15 protein-coding genes are annotated in these 17,710 nt (G+C 70.6%); 5 read left to right on the top strand and 10 right to left on the bottom strand.

The features are described 5' to 3' along the window. Window positions 1–41 precede the first annotated feature (41 nt). On the top strand, window positions 42–851 hold the full coding sequence (locus J3P36_RS09170; protein ID WP_210507324.1) for a Bax inhibitor-1/YccA family protein: 810 nt from the start codon (window positions 42–44) through the stop codon (window positions 849–851). A gap of 520 nt (window positions 852–1,371) precedes the next feature. On the opposite strand, the gene guaA is transcribed toward J3P36_RS09170, so the two are convergent. The 7 genes from guaA to guaB all read right to left on the bottom strand — a co-directional run bounded on the left by guaA (window position 1,372) and on the right by guaB (window position 9,977). Beyond that, a complete protein-coding gene (gene guaA, locus J3P36_RS09175) occupies window positions 1,372–2,976 on the bottom strand; it encodes a glutamine-hydrolyzing GMP synthase (RefSeq protein ID WP_210507864.1) in 1,605 nt (534 codons plus the stop codon). A 7-nt stretch (window positions 2,977–2,983) separates the two neighbouring features. Next, on the bottom strand, window positions 2,984–3,427 hold the full coding sequence (locus tag J3P36_RS09180) for a DUF3817 domain-containing protein (protein ID WP_210507326.1): 444 nt from the start codon (window positions 3,425–3,427) through the stop codon (window positions 2,984–2,986). Between the two features lie 4 nt (window positions 3,428–3,431). Further along, the gene (locus tag J3P36_RS09185; RefSeq protein WP_210507328.1) at window positions 3,432–4,331 is read right to left on the bottom strand and encodes an SURF1 family protein; all 900 of its coding nucleotides are present in this window, start codon (window positions 4,329–4,331) and stop codon (window positions 3,432–3,434) included. Next, window positions 4,328–6,058 carry a glycerol-3-phosphate dehydrogenase/oxidase gene (locus J3P36_RS09190; RefSeq protein WP_210507330.1) on the bottom strand — a complete coding sequence of 577 codons (1,731 nt, stop codon included), beginning with the start codon at window positions 6,056–6,058 and terminating at the stop codon, window positions 4,328–4,330. Before J3P36_RS09190 ends, J3P36_RS09185 begins: the two co-directional genes overlap by 4 nt. A 48-nt stretch (window positions 6,059–6,106) precedes the next feature. Next, window positions 6,107–7,222 carry a GuaB3 family IMP dehydrogenase-related protein gene (locus J3P36_RS09195; RefSeq protein ID WP_210507865.1) on the bottom strand — a complete coding sequence of 372 codons (1,116 nt, stop codon included), beginning with the start codon at window positions 7,220–7,222 and terminating at the stop codon, window positions 6,107–6,109. Window positions 7,223–7,321: 99 nt separating this feature from the next. Then, a complete protein-coding gene (locus J3P36_RS09200) occupies window positions 7,322–8,356 on the bottom strand; it encodes a type IV toxin-antitoxin system AbiEi family antitoxin domain-containing protein (protein ID WP_210507332.1) in 1,035 nt (344 codons plus the stop codon). Between the two features lie 118 nt (window positions 8,357–8,474). Continuing rightward, window positions 8,475–9,977, bottom strand: coding sequence for an IMP dehydrogenase (guaB, locus tag J3P36_RS09205; protein ID WP_210507335.1), 1,503 nt, complete (start codon window positions 9,975–9,977; stop codon window positions 8,475–8,477). 224 nt (window positions 9,978–10,201) lie between these two features. On the opposite strand from guaB, the gene J3P36_RS09210 reads away from it, so the two are divergent. From J3P36_RS09210 to J3P36_RS09225, 4 genes are read left to right on the top strand one after another with little or no spacing between them, the layout of a single operon-like run. Further along, a complete protein-coding gene (locus J3P36_RS09210; RefSeq protein WP_307807023.1) occupies window positions 10,202–11,641 on the top strand; it encodes a branched-chain amino acid ABC transporter permease in 1,440 nt (479 codons plus the stop codon). A 13-nt stretch (window positions 11,642–11,654) separates the two neighbouring features. Further along, entirely contained in the window at window positions 11,655–12,629 is a 975-nt protein-coding gene (locus J3P36_RS09215) for a branched-chain amino acid ABC transporter permease (protein ID WP_210507337.1), read from the top strand. Then, window positions 12,622–13,548 (top strand): ABC transporter ATP-binding protein, encoded by a 927-nt coding sequence (locus J3P36_RS09220; protein ID WP_210507339.1) that lies wholly within the window; start codon window positions 12,622–12,624, stop codon window positions 13,546–13,548. Before J3P36_RS09215 ends, J3P36_RS09220 begins: the two co-directional genes overlap by 8 nt. Next, entirely contained in the window at window positions 13,538–14,287 is a 750-nt protein-coding gene (locus tag J3P36_RS09225; protein WP_210507341.1) for an ABC transporter ATP-binding protein, read from the top strand. Before J3P36_RS09220 ends, J3P36_RS09225 begins: the two co-directional genes overlap by 11 nt. Window positions 14,288–14,746: 459 nt before the next feature. Here the strand turns inward: J3P36_RS09225 and J3P36_RS09230 are convergent, their stop codons facing one another. From J3P36_RS09230 to groES, 3 genes are all read right to left on the bottom strand, one after another. Then, on the bottom strand, window positions 14,747–16,045 hold the full coding sequence (locus J3P36_RS09230) for an ABC transporter substrate-binding protein (RefSeq protein WP_210507343.1): 1,299 nt from the start codon (window positions 16,043–16,045) through the stop codon (window positions 14,747–14,749). Between the two features lie 145 nt (window positions 16,046–16,190). After that, complete coding sequence (gene rarD / locus J3P36_RS09235) at window positions 16,191–17,192, bottom strand: EamA family transporter RarD (protein ID WP_374100713.1); 1,002 nt, start codon at window positions 17,190–17,192, stop codon at window positions 16,191–16,193. Between the two features lie 140 nt (window positions 17,193–17,332). Further along, window positions 17,333–17,629: a co-chaperone GroES gene (gene groES / locus J3P36_RS09240; protein ID WP_210507345.1), complete on the bottom strand. Its 297-nt coding sequence runs from the start codon at window positions 17,627–17,629 to the stop codon at window positions 17,333–17,335. Window positions 17,630–17,710 lie beyond the last annotated feature (81 nt).

Here is a 17,710-nt window from a genome sequence, read left to right on the forward strand (position 1 = left end):
CCCTGTTCGGGACCGTCCCGATCAGAGGGATCTGAGGAGCCATGGCATCGTCCAGCAATCCCGCATTCGCCAACAGCCCCGCCTTCAACGGGCGTGGTGATGTCGCCGCTCGCGTGAACACGCCGAGCGCCGACGAGCTCGACGCGCTCTACTCGCGTCCGTCCGCCAGCCCCACCGACACCGGCCGGATGACGTACGAGGACACCATCGTCAAGACGGTGAGCCTCTTCGCGGTCCTGCTCGTGGGTGCGGCCGTGGGCTGGTTCTTCCCGCCCCTGTTCATCCTCGGTGCGATCGTCGGCTTCGTCCTCGCGCTGGTGAACACGTTCAAGCGCCAGCCGTCGGCCGGCCTGATCATCGCCTACGCCGCGTTCGAGGGCCTCTTCGTCGGCGGCATCTCGGCGTTCTTCGAGATGGCGTGGCCGGGCGTCGTCGTCCAGGCCGTGCTCGCCACCCTCGTCACCGTCGGCGTGGTGCTCGCCCTGTTCGCGAGCGGCAAGGTCCGCGCGTCCGCCCGTGCGACGAAGATCTTCCTCGTCGCGATGATCGGCTACGCGGCGTTCTCGCTCGTGAACGTGCTGCTGATGGTCTTCAACGCCCCGGTCGCGGGCGGCGCCTTCGGCCTGAACTCGTCGATCGAGATCATGGGCATCCCGCTCGGCGTGATCATCGGCATCTTCGCGGTGCTGCTCGCCTCCTACTCCCTCGTGCTCGACTTCGACTTCATCAAGCGCGGCGTGGAGACGGGCCTCCCCCAGAAGTTCGGCTGGCAGGCGGGCTTCGGCATCATGGTCACCGTCGTGTGGCTGTACGTCGAGTTCCTCCGCATCTTCGCCCTCACCCGCGAGTAAGCGGCCGGATCCACACCACCGGAAGGCGGTCCCCTGCGGGGGGCCGCCTTTCCTCGTTCGTGGGGTTCTTCGGGTTTGCTGCGGGGCTAAGTCCGAGGTAACGGCGGTTCCAGCGGGTGCGGGTTTCTTCGGCTTAATACGCGCAGCAGGTGCGGCTCGCGTTGCCGGAGCGGGTTCCGTCGGATGCAGGGTCGCATTGCGTCCGTCGCGCTGCGTCTAGCTTCCGGGGCGCTCCTACTCACCGAGTGCGCCCTGAAGCACCGAATGCACCCTGGGCAACGGGGGCTTTCGGTGTTTCGGGTAGCAATCGGCGCATAAGGGCCCGGAGGCGGCGATTCCGGAGGGCTCCGCAGGAGTCCGACGGAATCGCCCAGCTACCGGCCTGCACCGCTGCGGACAGACAGAGCGGGGGCGGGGTGGTCCATTTTCTTGCGAGTTTTGGCGCGCATGCTTGCGCGCCAATGTCTGAGCTGAAAATGGACCACCCCGCCCCCGCGGACGAGCTGTCAGGAGTGGGGGATCACTCCCATTCGATGGTCCCCGGCGGCTTCGACGTGACGTCGAGCACGACGCGGTTGACGCCGGCGACCTCGTTGGTGATGCGGTTGGAGACGCGGGCGAGGAGGTCGTACGGGAGGCGCGTCCAGTCGGCCGTCATCGCGTCCTCGGAGGACACGGGGCGCAGCACGATCGGATGGCCGTAGGTGCGGCCGTCCCCCTGGACACCGACGGAGCGGACGTCGGCGAGGAGCACGACGGGGCACTGCCAGATCTCGCTGTCGAGGCCGGCGGCGGTGAGCTCCTCGCGGACGATGGCGTCGGCCTCGCGGAGGAGGTCGAGGCGGTCGCGGGTGACCTCGCCGACGATGCGGATGCCGAGGCCGGGACCGGGGAACGGCTGGCGGGCGACGATCACCTCGGGGAGCCCGAGCTCGCGGCCGATGGCGCGCACCTCGTCCTTGAAGAGGGTGCGAAGGGGCTCGACGAGCTCGAAGGTGAGGTCTTCGGGGAGTCCGCCGACGTTGTGGTGCGACTTGATGTTGGCGGTGCCGGTGCCGCCGCCGGACTCGACGACGTCCGGGTACAGGGTTCCCTGCACGAGGAACTTGATGCTGCTGCCGCCCTCCGCCTTCGCCTCGAGCACGAGCGCCTCGGCGGCGTCCTCGAAGGTGCGGATGAACTCGCGGCCGATGATCTTGCGCTTCTGCTCCGGGTCGCTGACGCCGGCGAGGGCGTCGAGGAAGCGGTCCTCGGCGTCGATGGTGACGAGGCGGACGCCGGTGGCGGCGACGTAGTCCTCCTGCACCTGGCGTGCCTCGTCCTTGCGCAGCAGGCCGTGGTCGACGAAGACGCAGGTGAGCTGGTCGCCGACGGCGCGCTGCACGAGGGCGGCCGCGACGGCGGAGTCGACTCCGCCGGAGAGGCCGCAGATGACGCGGGCGTCGCCGATCTGGGCACGGATGCGCTCCACCTGCTCGGCGATCACGCTGCCGCTGTTCCAGTCGCCCGGCAGGCCGGCGGCGCGGTGGAGGAAGTTCTCGATGACGGCCTGTCCGTAGGGCGAGTGCTTCACCTCGGGGTGCCACTGGACGCCGTACAGCTTGCGCTCGTCGCTCGCGAAGGCCGCGACGGGGGTGGCCGCGCTGCTCGCGAGCACCTGGAATCCGTCGGGAGCCTTCGCGACCGAGTCGCCGTGGCTCATCCACACCGTCTGGTCGACGGGGACGCCCTCCAGCAGCGAGCCGGCCTGGCTCACCTCGACGGGCGTGGAGCCGTACTCGCGGCGCCCGGTGTGCGCGACCTCGCCGCCCAGCTGCTTCGCCATCGCCTGGAAGCCGTAGCAGATGCCGAGCACGGGGACGCCGAGCTGCAGGATGCCGGGGTCGAGCTCCGGGGCGCCCTCCTCGTAGACGCTCGACGGGCCACCGGACAGGACGATGCCGGCGGGGTTGCGGGCGGCGATCTCATCCGCGGTGGCGGTGTGCGGCACGATCTCGGAGTACACGTTCGCCTCGCGCACCCGCCGCGCGATCAGCTGCGCGTACTGGGCGCCGAAGTCGACGACGAGGACGGGCCGCGCATCCGTGCCGGATGCGGGCTCCGGGGTCTCCGGGCTGACGGGGATGCTGTCGCTAATGGCGGGCCTCCGAAGGGACGGGCGTTGCGGCCGCCTCGCGCGAGGCGAGGTAGTCGCCCACCTCGCGCGTGATGCGGCGCTCGGTGAAGAACGAGAGCAGGGGGACCACGCCGCCCGCGGCGATCAGCAGGAAGCGCGTGATCGGCCAGCGGAGGAACGTGATGAGCACGAAGTCGACGACGAGGTACGCCAGGTAGAAGTACCCGTGCGCGATCTGCGCGACGAGGCTGAGGTTGATCCCGGTGTGGCCGTCGACGGGCACGAGCGCGAGGAACCCGTTCGCGCCGCCGAGGTCCGCCTCCAGTCCGAAGCCGTACTTGAGGATCATCTCGACGACGAGGATGAGGAGCATCACACCGGTCGCGTACGCGAGAACCCGGTAGATCGCGAGCGTCCTCCGGATCTTCGGGAAATCGCTGGTTCGCGGCTCGGCGGGCATGCCCTCAGTCTACGGGCGGACGCTGAGCGGACCCGGCGGGGACGGCACCGCCCGCGCTCCCGCCCTCACCGGTCGCGTCGTCCTCGGCGTCGCGGTCGGACCCCGGATCCGGCCCGGCGGCGGCGAGAGCCGCCTCCTCCCGCTCCTTCTCGTAGACGTCGCGGATGAGGCGGTACCAGATGTAGATGGCGGCGCCCGAGAAGAGCACCCACTCCGCCGCGTAGAAGAGGTTGAGGAAGTTGAGCTCCACCTCCACCTCGGGTGCCGGCGAGTCGATGGTCTCCAGGGCGGACGGCGCCTCGCGGAGGGTGATGTAGCCGGGGTATGCGGGGCCGGGGTCGGCCCACTGGTTGACGAAGGCCGCCGCCGACATCTCCGCGGGCAGCGGGTCGTCGGGGTCCGGCTCCTCGGGCGACTCGCCCGTCTGGTAGCGGCCCTCGAGGTCCGTGGGCAGGTCGGCCGCGTCCGAGTTCCAGCGATCCGCGGCGGCGAGCGCCGCATCCCGGTCCTCCGTCCAGCCGAGGCCGACGGCGAGCGTGTCGCCCGCCTCGGTGCGGAAGTGGCCGGCCGTCCAGTAGCCGCTGCGGCCCTGATCGATGCGATCGCGCAGCACGAGGAAGTCGCCTTCCACCCAGCTGCCGCTCACCGACACGAGCTGCCCGACCGCGCTGGCGGGCGTGAACACCTCCGGCTGGACGACCTCGGAGATCGGCCGCACGTCGTCGACCGGCTCGCCGACCACGTGCCCGTTCTGCGACGCCCTGCTCAGCTGCCACTGCCCGAGCAGGGCGAACACGACGGCGACCGCCATAGCGAGCACGAACAGCGCGATCGAGCGCGGGCGCGCCATCACGGCGAGCAGCGCGCGGCGCTCCTCCGGGGTCGTCCGCCGGGACTCCGTCACGTGGCCGCCACGATCTCCGGGGCGCCGAGCCGGATCCGGTCCGCGGACTCGTCGTCGGGCTGCAGCTGGCTCTCCCGCTCCGCCTGCACGCGGCGCAGGTAGGTCTGCACCTCCTTGTCGATGCGGGCCTCGTCCCAGCCGAGCACCTCCGCCATCAGGCGGGCGGCGACCGGCGCGGCGGAGACGCCGCGGTCCCATGCCTCGATCGAGATGCGCGTTCGGCGGGCGAGCACGTCCTCGAGGTGCAGGGCGCCCTCGTGGCTGGCCGCGTAGAGGACCTCGGCCTGGATGTAGTCGTCCGCGCCGGGCAGGGGCTCGGTGAGCTCCGGCCGCGCCTTGATGAGGTCGAGGATCTCGTCGGTGAGGACCCCGTACCGGTTCAGCAGATGCTCGACCCGCACCTTGTGCAGTCCGAAGTGGCGGGCGATCTTGCCGCGCTTGTTCCACGCGGCCTGGTAGCCCTCCGCACCGAGCAGCGGGATGTCCTGGGTCACCGACTCGGGCACGCGGCCGTCGAGGGCGTCCGCCGCCGCGTCGATCGCATCCTTCGCCATGACGCGGTAGGTCGTCCACTTGCCGCCGGCGACGACCACCAGCCCGGGCACAGCGTGCGCGACGACGTGCTCGCGGGACAGCGCCGACGTCTGCTCCGACTCGCCCGCGAGCAGCGGGCGGAGGCCGGCGTAGACCCCCTCGACATCGTCCCGGGTCAGCGGGACGGCGAGGATCTGGTTGACGTGCTCCAGCACGTAGTCGATGTCCGCCGCGGTCGCCGCCGGGTGCGCCTTGTCGAGGTGCCAGTCGGTGTCGGTGGTGCCGATGATCCAGTGCCGGCCCCACGGGATGACGAAGAGGACGCTCTTCTCCGTCCGGAGGATGATGCCCATCTTCGACTGGAAGCGGTCGCGGGGCACGACGAGATGTATGCCCTTCGAGGCACGCACCTTGAACTGGCCGCGCTCCCCCACCATCGCCTGGGTCTCGTCCGTCCAGACGCCGGTCGCGTTGACGACCTGCTTGGCGCGGACCTCGAACCGCTCCCCCGACTCCAGGTCGTGGGCCTTCACGCCGACCACGCGCTCGCCCACCTTGAGGAAGCCCTCGACCCGGACGCGGCTCGCGACGTGGGCGCCGTAGAAGGACGCCGTGCGCGCGAGCACCGCGTTGTAGCGCGCGTCGTCGACCTGGGCGTCGTAGTAGGTGAGGCCTCCGGTGAAGGCGCCGCGGCGGAGGCTCGGGATCGCCCGGAGCATCTGCCTCTTCGTCAGGTGGCGGTGGTGCGGGACGCCGGGCGGGCGGCCGCCCGTCCAGCTGAAGATGTCGTAGAGCGCCATGCCGGCGCCGATGTAGAACCGCTCCCAGACCCGGTGCGTGAGCGGGTACAGGAAGCGCACCGGCTTCACGAGGTGCGGTGCGAGGCGCTGGAGGAGCAGCCCGCGCTCGATGAGCGCCTCGCGGACGAGGCCGAAGTCGAGCTGCTCGAGGTAGCGGATCCCGCCGTGCACGAGCTTCGACGACCGGCTCGAGGTGCCGGACGAGAAGTCCCGAGCCTCGAGGAGGCCGACGCTCAGTCCGCGAGTCACGGCATCGAGTGCGGCGCCGGTGCCGACGATGCCCGCACCCACCACGAGGATGTCGACTTCGCGCTCCTTGAGAGCGGAGATCGCCGAGGCCCGCTCCTCGGGGCCGAGCTTCGACGAGAGAGTGACGGAATTGCCCTGCGCCATGATTCCTCCGTCCATCCGGCTGCACCGCGCCGGACAGTGCCGATCTGACTACACCCGGTACGGTGCGACGACGACTTCCACCCGCTGGAACTCCTTGAGGTCGGAGTATCCGGTGGTGGCCATGGACCTCTTCAGCGCGCCGACGAGGTTCGCGGTCCCGTCCGCCACCGGCGACGGGCCGAACAGGATCTGCTCCAGCGGAGCCACCTGACCGACCCAGACCCGGTTGCCCCGGGGAAGCTCGGAGTGGTGGGCCTCCTGGCCCCAGTGCCAGCCGCCGCCCGGGACGTCGGTCGCGCGGGCGAGGGCGGTGCCGAGCATGACGGCGTCCGCACCCATCGCGATCGCCTTCACGATGTCGCCCGCCGTGCCGAGCCCGCCGTCCGCGATGACGTGGACGTAGCGTCCGCCCGACTCGTCGAGGTAGTCGCGGCGGGCGCCGGCGACATCGCCGACCGCGGTCGCCATCGGGGCGTGGATGCCGAGGGTGGCGCGGGTGGTGGATGCGGCCCCGCCGCCGAAGCCGACGAGGACGCCCGCGGCGCCGGTCCGCATCAGGTGCAGCGCCGCCATGTAGGTGGCGGCTCCGCCCACGATGACCGGGACGTCGAGCTCGTAGATGAACTCCTTGAGGTTGAGCGGCTCCCGGCTGCGCGACACATGCTCGGCGGACACCGTGGTGCCGCGGATCACGAACAGGTCGACGCCCGCCTCCACGACGGTGCGGTAGTGCTCCTGCGTGCGCTGGGGGCTGAGCGCGCCCGCGACCGGCACGCCCGCGGCGCGCACCTCGGCGAGGCGGCTCTGGATGAGCTCCGGCCGGATCGGCGCCGAGTACAGCTTCTGCATGGCAGCGGTGACCTGGTCGCCCTCGAGCTCGCGGACCTGCGCGAGCTTGTCCTCCGCGTCCTCGTAACGCGTCCAGAGACCCTCGAGGTCGAGCACGCCGAGCCCGCCGAGCCGCCCGATCGCGATCGCGATCTCCGGGCTCGAGACGGAGTCCATCGGCGCGGAGAGGACCGGGACGTCGAAGGTGAAGGCGTCGATCGTCCACGACGTCGACACGTCCTCCGGGTTGCGGGTGCGGCGGGAGGGCACGACCGCGATGTCGTCGAACGCGTAGGCCCGTCGTGCCCGCTTGCTGCGTCCGATCTCGAAGTCCATGCTCACCCTCCCAGCCTACCGACCCCTCCCTGTGCCCGTTCCGGCCCCGTCCACCGGAAGCGCGGGCGAAGCCGGGCCGATTCGGCGGATCCGGCCCGCCTAGGTGGCCCGGATTCGCCGGACCGGCCCGGTTCGGGCGGACGGCAGTCCTGCGCGGTGCAGCAGCTCGAAGAGCTGCGGCCCGTCCGAGGCCGTCCGCCAGCCCCAGCGGACCATCCCGCGGCCGGTGCGCCGCAGCCGGTCCTCACGCCACTTCTCGTCGATCACCATGCGGCGGGCTGTCGCCCCATCGGGGCCGTACTTCCCCTCGCCGTCGAACTCCCCGATCAGCCGGTGCTCGGGCCAGTGGAAGTCGACGCGTCCGACGAAGCCCCGCTCGTCGCGGATCACGGACTGAAGGTCGGGAGACGGGAACCCCAGCTCGTGGATCATCGCCCTGCTCACCGACTCGCCGGGCGACTCGGCTCGCGGATCGGCGAACGCCAGCACGCGGGCGACCCGCGCCGCCCCTCGTCCGAGCGCCTGGTGTGCGACGTAGGAGGCGAACGCCTGCCTGTCCAAGGAGGGCTTCGGCTCGGAGCGCGCGGGCCGAAGCGCCCAGTCGAGGGCGACGGTGCCGGCCGGGAAGCTGCCGTCGCGCAGCAGGTCCAGGAGCGTCCGCCGCAGACTCGTGAAGCGGAAGCCGCCGTCCTCGAGGACGTCCTCGTCGTCGACCGCGAGCCCGTGCCGGCGCACGCCGTTCTCGGTGCGGGTGCCCGCGGTCGGCGAGGTGAGGACGTGCACCAGCTCCGACGCCCGGATGGTGGGGATGCCCCAGAGCGCGGCGGCAGACTCGTGGCTCAGCACCGGTCGTCCCCGCGACACCAGACCGACGGCTCTGACCCGGCAGCGGTACCGCTCGTTCCGATCCATGCCGTCCCAGACCTCGGCGGGGACGAACGCGCCGCGGTGCACGCGGATCAGCTCGCCCCGCGCCGCCGCGGAGCGGAGCGCCCGGTCATCAGCTCCGATGCGCACCACGTCGCTCGTGAACGTGATGCCGTGTGACGTCGCGAAGGTCTCCATCCCCGCAGATTCGCCCTGCCGCGACCGGTGCGAGGAGGACGCGACGACGTTGTGCAGCTTCCGAGCCACCCTTCCTCTGTGCAGGAGAGGGGTGGCCGGGCCGATTCGGCGAAGACGGGCCGCCTAGGTGGCCCGGAAACGCCGAACCGGCCCGTCGACGGACGACGGGCCGGCCCGGGAAAGGGCGTCAGCGGCGGTAGTTGGGGGCCTCGACGACCATCTGCACGTCGTGCGGGTGGGACTCCTTGAGGCCCGCGGCCGTGATGCGGACGAAGCGGCCCTTCTGCTTGAGCTCCTCGATGCTGCGCGCGCCGACGTAGAACATCGACTGCCGAAGACCGCCGGTGAGCTGGTAGACGACGGAGGCGACCGCGCCGCGGTACGGGACCTGGCCCTCGATGCCCTCGGCGATGAGCTGCTCGTCGCTCGGCACGTCGGCCTGGAAGTAGCGGTCGCGGGAGTAGGAGGTCTTCTTGCCGCGGGTCTGCAGCGCGCCCAGCGAGCCCATGCCGCGGTACGTCTTGTACTGCTTGCCGCCCACGAACACGAGGTCGCCGGGGCTCTCGTCGGTGCCGGCGAGGAGCGAGCCGAGCATCACCGTGTCGGCGCCCGCGACGAGCGCCTTCGCGATGTCGCCCGAGTACTGGAGGCCGCCGTCGGCGATCACCGGGACGCCGGCGGGACCGGCCGCGAGGGACGCCTCGTACACGGCGGTGACCTGCGGGACGCCGACGCCGGCGACGACGCGGGTCGTGCAGATCGAGCCCGGACCGACGCCGACCTTGACGGCGTCCACGCCCGCTTCGACGAGCGCCTGCGCGCCGCTGCGGGTCGCGACGTTGCCGCCGATCACGTCGATGCCCGCGAAGGCCGAGTCGGACTTGAGGCGGCGGATGATGTCGAGGACTCCCGCGGAGTCGCCGTTTGCGGTGTCGACCACGAGGATGTCGACGCCCGCGTCGCGCAGCATGCCGGCGCGCTCCCACGCGTCGCCGAAGAAGCCGATCGCGGCGCCGACGCGGAGACGGCCCTCGTCGTCCTTCGTCGCGTTCGGGTACTTCTCGCTCTTGTCGAAGTCCTTGACCGTGATGAGGCCCTTGAGGCGGCCCTCGGAGTCGACGAGCGGCAGCTTCTCGATCTTGTGCTGGGCGAAGATCGCGATGGCGCTGTCCGGGTCGATGCCCACCGGCGCGGTGATGAGGTTCTCGCTCGTCATCACGTCGCGGACGAGGGTGCTCGCCTTCTCGAACGGCGACACGAAGCGCATGTCGCGGTTCGTGATGATGCCGACGAGCCGGCCGCTCTCCTCGACGACGGGGAGGCCGGAGACCCGGAACCGTCCGCACAGCTCGTCCACCGCGGCGACCGTCGCGTCGGGCGTCGTGGTCACCGGGTTGGTGATCATGCCCGACTCGGAGCGCTTCACCTGGTCGACCTGCGCCGCCTGCTCGGCCATGGAGAGGTTGCGGTGCAGCACGCCGATGCCGCCGTGGCGCGCCATGGCGACGGCCATCCGCGACTCGGTCACGGTGTCCATCGCGCTCGACAGGAGCGGTGCGGAGACGCGGATGCGGCGCGTCAGCTGGGACGAGGTGTCCGCCTCGCTCGGGATGACGTCGGTGTGCCCCGGGAGCAGCATGACGTCGTCGTAGGTGAGGCCGATGAAGCCGAACGGGTCGTGGCCCTCCACGGGTACCCCTCTCGTCGCCGCCTGCCTGGCGGGGTCGAAAACAATCGCATCCGGGAAGCGACGCTGCGAGCCGGTGCTACATATTAACCGCGGCCAGAGGCGTACATTCCCGACATGCTCCCCGTCCCGGTTGGGACTGTGGAAACATCCAGGCAACAATGGCGACGTAGGGTCGGTCGCCAACGTAGGTCTGCCGGCATCCTGCAGGCACCCCTGGAGGTTGTGTGACTGACCACAGTTCCCGAGTTCGGCGAGCCTTCGCCGCCCTGGTCGGACTGCTCGTGGGCTTCCTCGCCGTGTTCGCGGCGGTGGCCGCTCCGGCGAGCGCCGCGCCCGCATCGTCCGCGCCGCGAGCGGCGGGCGACGTGATCGACCCGAACACGGCGGAGGAGTCGATCGCGGTCTGGATCCGCCAGACGAGCGACAAGGCCGGCATCCCCGGCGTCGGCGTCACGGTCATCGGCGACGACTTCGACCAGACCTTCACGACGGACGCGGAGGGCCGCGTCTACGTCGGCCTTCCCGGCCCCGGCACGTACTCCGTCGAGGTGGACGAGGCGACGATCCCGGCGGCGTCCGGCACGCTCCCCGACGCCGCTAGCCCGCGCGAGGTGCGGGTCGCCCAGACCAACAAGAACGTGCCCGCCAACTTCCTCGCCTCCACAACGGCGGGCGGCGGAGCAGCCGCCCCCGCGCCGGACGAGACCGGCGGCTCGACGCCCGCGCCCTCGAACACCGACGAGGCGACCGGCGCCGCTCCCCCGAGCGCCACGACGGGCGGCACGGGCTTCTGGGGAGTCGTGGCCACCAAGCTCGCGACGGGCCTCATCTTCGGCCTGCTCCTCGCCCTCGCCGCGATCGGCGCCTCGCTGATCTTCGGCACCACCGGCCTCAACAACTTCGCGCACGGCGAGCTCGTGACCTTCGGCGGCCTCATGGCCTACACGCTGGCGAGCTTCGGTGCGCCCGGCTGGCTCGGCATCCTCGGCGCGATCGTGCTCGGCGGCCTCTTCGGCCTGGTGCAGGACACCGCCATCTGGCGGCCGCTGCGGCGCCGGCGGGTGGGCCTCATCCCGCTGATGATCGTCAGCATCGGCCTCGCCCTCGCCACCCGCTACGTCTACGTCCTCTTCTACGGCGGCGACCGGCTGACGCTGCCGAACAACCCGGCGCCGTTCCTGGTGCTCGGGCCGATCAGCCTCCGCTTCACCGACGTGTTCGGCGCCGTGATCGCGATCGTGGTGCTGCTCGGCGTCGCCTACGTCATGCTCCGGACCAAGCTCGGCAAGGCGGCCCGCGCGGTCGCCGACAACGCGCCCCTCGCGGCGGCGTCGGGCATCAACGTGGACCGCGTCATCCGCTTCGTCTGGATCGGGGCCGGCGCTCTCGCGGGGCTCTCCGGCGTGCTGATCGCCTACTACCAGGCGCTGCGCTGGGACACCGGCAGCGCGATCCTGCTGCTCATCTTCGCGGCGGTCACCCTGGGCGGGCTCGGCTCCGCGTTCGGCGCCCTCGTCGGCTCGCTCGTGCTGAGCGTGTTCATGAACCTGGCGACGCTCGTGCTGCCCGAGAACCTGAAGTACGCCGCCGCCCTCGTGGTGCTCATCCTCATCCTGCTCTTCCGGCCCCAGGGCATCCTGGGCCGCAAGGAACGCGTGGGCTGAGCGGGAGGAGAAGATGAACCTGAACTTCGTGTGGCTCGCTCTCGGCGAGGCCCTCTCCCCCACCACCGCGGCGTACGCGCTCGCGACGATCGGCCTGGTCGTGCACTTCGGCTTCACCGGGCTGCTCAACTTCGGCCAGGCCGGCTTCATGGCTGTCGGCGGCTACGCCTTCGCCATCACGACGCTGAAGCTCGACTGGCCTGCGCCCTTCGCGTTCCTCGCGACGATCGCCGCGGCGACCCTGTTCGCGCTGATCCTCGGCATACCGACACTGCGCCTGAGAGCGGACTACCTCGCGATCGTCACGATCGCGGCGGCGGAGATCATCCGATTGTCGGTGAAGACCGCCGAACTCACCGAGATCACGGGCGGCGCGACCGGCCTCAACGGCGCCGGCCGCGTCTTCAACGAGCTGAACCCCATCCCCGAGGGCCGGTACGGCTTCGGCGTGCTCACCTACACGGCTGACCAGCTGTGGCTGCGGGTCTTCGGCTGGGCGCTCGTGCTCCTCGCCTGCCTCATCGTCTACCTGCTGATCCGCAGCCCGTGGGGCCGCGTGATCAAGGGCATCCGAGAGGACGAGGACGCGGTCCGCAGCCTCGGCAAGAACGTGTTCGCCTACAAGATGCAGGCGCTGATCTTCGGCGGCATCCTGGGCGGGCTCGCCGGGGCGCTGTTCATCCTCCCGCGCAGCCTCCAGCCCGACAACTACGGGACGCAGCTCACGTTCTTCCTCTACACGATCATGCTGCTCGGCGGCGCCACGACCGTCTTCGGCCCGGTCATCGGCTCGATGATCTTCTGGGTGGTCCTGTCGCTCTCGGACGGCCTGCTCTCGCTCGGCATCAACTCGGGGATCCTGCCGCTCACCACCACGCAGCAGGGCCCGATCCGCTTCATCATCGTCGGCGTCGCGCTGGCCCTGCTCGTGGTGTTCCGGCCACAGGGACTGCTCGGCAACAAGAAGGAGGTCTTCTTCAATGCCTAAGACCCCCGTCGCGGACCTCATCGCCGGGCCGGTCGCGCCCGGGGTGAAGAAGCGCAACCCGATCATCGTCGTGGACGGCGTCAGCCGGCGCTTCGGCGGCCTCACCGCCGTCGACGTCGAGCACGTCGAGATCCCCGCGAACGCCATCACGGCCCTCATCGGCCCCAACGGCGCGGGGAAGACGACGTTCTTCAACCTGCTGACTGGGTTCGACCAGCCGAACTCCGGATCCTGGACCTTCCAGGGCCGCGACATCGGCGGCGTGCCCGCCTATAGGGTGGCGCGGCGCGGCATGGTGCGCACCTTCCAGCTCACCAAGGCCCTCGGCCTGATGACGGTGATGGACAACATGCTCCTCGGCGCCACCAAGCAGCCGGGCGAGAACATGCTCCGCGCGCTGTTCCGGCCCACGTGGCGCGGCCGCGAGGACGAGATCCGCGAGAAGGCCGTCGACCTGCTCACGCGGTTCAAGCTCGACGCGAAGGCCGACGACTACGCCGCCAGCCTCTCCGGCGGACAGCGCAAGCTGCTCGAGATGGCGCGCGCGCTGATGAGCAGTCCCGACCTGGTCATGCTCGACGAGCCGATGGCGGGCGTGAACCCCGCGCTCACCCAGTCACTGCTCGGCCACATCCTCGACCTCAAGGAGCAGGGGATGACCGTGCTCTTCGTCGAGCACGACATGCACGTGGTGCGCGAGATCGCCGACTGGGTGATCGTCATGGCGGAGGGCCGCGTCGTCGCGGAGGGTGCACCGGACACGGTCATGAGCGACCCCGCCGTGGTGGACGCCTACCTGGGCGCCCACCACGACACCGACCTCGGCACGCTCAGCGGGCAGCTCGAGGTCGCGAAGGACATGGAGTCGGACCTGGTCCGCCACGACCTGGAGGAGGAGGCGGTGGCTGATGGCCGGTGACGTCGTGCTCGAGACGAAGGACCTCGTGGCCGGGTACATCCCCGGCGTGAACATCCTGAACGGCTGCAACCTGCACGTGAACCGCGGCGAGCTGGTGGGCATCATCGGCCCCAACGGCGCCGGCAAGTCGACGCTGCTCAAGGCCGTGTTCGGCCTCGTCGGCATCCGCAGCGGCTCGGTGACGCTCGCGGGCGAGGACATCACGGGCCTCAAGGCCGACAAGCTGGTCGGCAAGGGCGTCGGCTTCGTGCCGCAGACGAACAACGTGTTCCCGACGCTCACCATCGAGGAGAACCTCCAGATGGGGCTGTACCAGAAGCCGAAGGCGTACAAGGAGCGCATCGAGTTCGTCTCGAGCCTGTTCCCGGAGCTGTCCAAGCGCCTCAAGGCCCGCGCCGGCTCGCTCTCGGGCGGCGAGCGGCAGATGGTCGCCATGTCGCGGGCGCTGATGATGGACCCCAGCGTGCTGCTCCTCGACGAGCCGAGCGCCGGCCTCTCCCCCGTCCGCCAGGACGAGACCTTCATCAACGTCGCGGAGATCAACCGCGCCGGCGTCTCGGTGCTCATCGTCGAGCAGAACGCCCGACGCGCCCTGCAGATCTGCGACCGCGGCTACGTGCTCGACCAGGGCCGCGACGCCTACTCGGGCGCCGGCCGTGAGCTGATGAACGACCCGAAGGTGATCGAGCTCTACCTCGGCACCCTCGCCACCGACCAGGAGGCGGCCCGCCGGGTCTGAGTCCCCTTGCCTGGAGTGCCCGCTCCGGCGCCGGTGCCCCGTGGAGTGGGCGCTCGGCGCCGGAGCGGGCACTTCTGCGTTCGACGGCTCGTGCGGGGCCTCTGGGACGCCCACCTGTGCACCGAGGGGCTCCGCCTTCCTTCGCTCAGCAGGAGCCGCGGGGGTTCAGCAGGCAGGACAGGGCGTCCGGTGCCTGCTGAACCGGCTTCGCACCTGCTGAACGCTGTCGGGTATGCCCGTTGAAGCGGCTTCCGTGCCTGCTGGGAGGCGCAGTGGGCTCCTGCCGGAGCCCTCCCTCTTCGCCCTCAGCAGGAGCCGAGCCGGGTCAGCAGGTAGACGAGGGCGTCCGGTGCCTGCTGAGCCCGCTCCGCGCCTGCTGAAGCCGTCATCGTGCCCCGGACATGCGGAAGGGCGGGGCCCGGCGCTGCCGGACCCCGCCCTCCGCGGGTGGTGCGAGACCTACTCGGTCAGGTCACCGAAGACCGAGTCGACGTACTCGGTCTTGTTGCCGGTCTGGTACTGGTAGATCGACACGTAGGCCTGGCTCGGGTCGCCGTTCTCGTCGAACGTGACCGGGCCGGAGATGCCCTCGTAGTCGATGTCCTCGCCGTCGGCGAGCAGCTCCGCGCAGTCGGCGAACGACTCGCACTTCTCGCCGCCCGCGGAGACGTCCTGCAGGTTGTCCCGGATGGTCTGGCCGTCCGTCGCGCCGCCCGCGAGCGCCGCGAGGGCGAGGAGGGTGGTGGCGTCGTAGGACTCGGGGCCGTAGCTGAAGACCGTCAGCGGGTCCTCGCCCTGCTCCTTGACCAGGTCCTGGAGGCGCTGCTGGAACTCGTCGCTGGCCTGCACACCCGGGTTCGTGAACTGGGCGCCTGCGATGTCGACGTTCGTGTCCGACTCCGTGATCACGCCGTAGTTGCCGTCGACGCCGTAGAGCTTCGAGAAGTCGAAGCCGCGGCTCGCGAACTGCTCGGCCGCGCTGCGGATCTCGTCATACGAGATCATCAGCACCGCGTCGGGGTTCGGCGCCAGCACGTCGGTGACGGCGCCGGCGAAGTCGGTGGTCGCCTCGTCGAAGGTGACAGCGGCGACGACCTCGACGCCCTGCTCCTCGAGGGTGGCGGTCACGTTCTCGTTGAGCCCGATGCCGTAGTCGTTGTTCGCGTAGAGGATCGAGACCGTCGTCGCGCCGTCGGACGCGATCTTCTGGCCGACGACCTGGCCCTGCAGCACGTCCGAGGGCGCGGTGCGGAAGTAGTAGCCGTCATCCTCGTAGGTGCTGAAGGCCGGCGAGGTGTTGGCGGGCGAGACCTGCACGACGCCCGCGCCCGTCACCTGGTCGATGACGCTCAGCGAGACACCGGAGGACGCGGCGCCGACGATGGCGCTGACACCCTCCGACAGGAGCGCGGTGACCGACTGGGTCGCGAGGTCGGTGGTCGTGTCGCCCGAGTCCTTGTGCGAGACGTTGACCGTGATGCCGGCCCCCGCGTCGTTGATGTCCTGCAGGGCGAGGTCGACGCCCGCGAACTCGGGCGGGCCGAGAACGGCGAGGGTGCCGGTCTGGGGGAGGATCGTGCCGAGGTTGAGGGTCAGGTCCTCGGCTGCCGCCCCGCTGTCGCCGCCGTCGCCGTTGCCGGACTCGGAGGCCGCGCAGCCGCTCAGGACGAGCGCGCTGATGCCGAGGACGGCGATGCCGCCGAGGGCCGACTTGAGGGGGCGTGAGCGGGAGGCCGTGGCCTTCGAGAAGACGCTCATCTTGCTCCTTGCTGTGATATGCGGACACGGCGATGCAACGCCGTTCCGCAACGCTATGCGGATACGCGATGCGATATGCGTCCGACACGTTACGACCGTGTAACGCCCTGTCACACCAGCCTCAGCGGTTACGAAACGACGGCGTTCAGGAGAGCGCGACCACCCGCGCACGGCGGGCGCTGCGCACGAGGTCGGCGCTCAGCACCGCGAGCGCGACCCAGACGAGGACGAACCCTGCCCAGCGCTCCGGGGGCATCGGCTCGTGGAGCACCGCGACGCCGATGATGAACTGCAGGATCGGGGCGGCGTATTGGATGAAGCCGAGGGCACTGAGGGAGAGCCGCCGGGCCGCCGTCGCGAAGAGGAGCAGCGGAACTGCTGTGACCGGCCCCGCGGCGATGAGCAGCAGCACGTTCCCGACACCCGCCGTCCCGAACACCAGCTCGCCGGCTCCCGCGAGCACGCCGAGGAGGATCACCGCCGGCACGGCCAGCCAGGCCGTCTCGAGGGTGAAGCCGGTGAGAGCGTCGACGTCCGGCCCGAGACGCTTCTTCACGAGCCCGTACAGGCCGAAGGAGAGGGCGAGCGCGAGCGCGATCCACGGGAACACCCCGTGCCCGACGACGAGCACGACGACGGCGAGCGCGCTGATGCCGATGGCGGTCCACTGCAGCGGGCGGAGCCGCTCCCCGAGCACGAGGACCGCGAGCAGGATCGTGACGATCGGGTTGATGAAGTAGCCGAGCGAGCCTTCGACGACCTGGCCGTCGAGCGCCGCGATGACGAAGACCAGCCAGTTGACGAACACGAACGCGCCCGCGAGGCCGAGGCCGAGGAACAGCCGCGGCCGCCGGACGACCGCGACGACGCTGCGCCAGGACCGGGTGACCACCGTGAGCAGGACGCAGAGGATCAGCGAGAAGACGATGCGCCACGCGACGATCTCGAACGGCCCGGCGGGCGCGAGGGTGAGGAAGTAGAGCGGCAGCACGCCCCACAGCAGGTAGGCGGATCCGGCCGCGATCAGGCCGCGGCGGGTCGCGTCCCGGCCGTGCAGGGGGCGGTCCTGGCGGGCGTCCGCCGGCTCGGCGACGCCGGGGACCGGCTCACCGCCGTCCGGACCGGGAAGGGGGCGGGACGCGGTCACTCCCCCGAGTCTAGGCGGGGAGCGGGATGGTCACGCCGACGGCACCGGCCTGGCCGCGCGGCACCTGGCGGGCTGCTCAGCGGCGGGAACGACGAAGGGCCCGGCCGAACGGCCGGGCCCTCGCGCGAGTGTGGGTCGTGTCAGCGGACGACGACGGCGAGCACGTCGCGGGCGGAGAGCACGAGGAACTCCTCGCCGCCGAACTTCACCTCGGTGCCTCCGTACTTCGAGTAGAGCACCCGGTCGCCCACGGCGACGTCGAGCGGAACGCGGTTCCCGTTGTCATCGATGCGACCGGGGCCGACCGCGACGACCTCGCCCTCCTGGGGCTTCTCCTTCGCGGTGTCGGGGATCACGAGACCCGAGGCGGTGGTCTGCTCGGCCTCGACCTGCTGGATGACGATGCGATCCTCGAGCGGCTTGATGGTAACCGACACGGTTGACCTCTTCTTTCTTGACCTACGACGTGGTTAGCACACGGACCATCGGAGTGCTAAAGCCGAGTCTATTGGCTCCTT

This window comes from Naasia sp. SYSU D00057, from assembly GCF_017916505.1.
Taxonomy (GTDB): Bacteria; Actinomycetota; Actinomycetes; order Actinomycetales; family Microbacteriaceae; genus Naasia.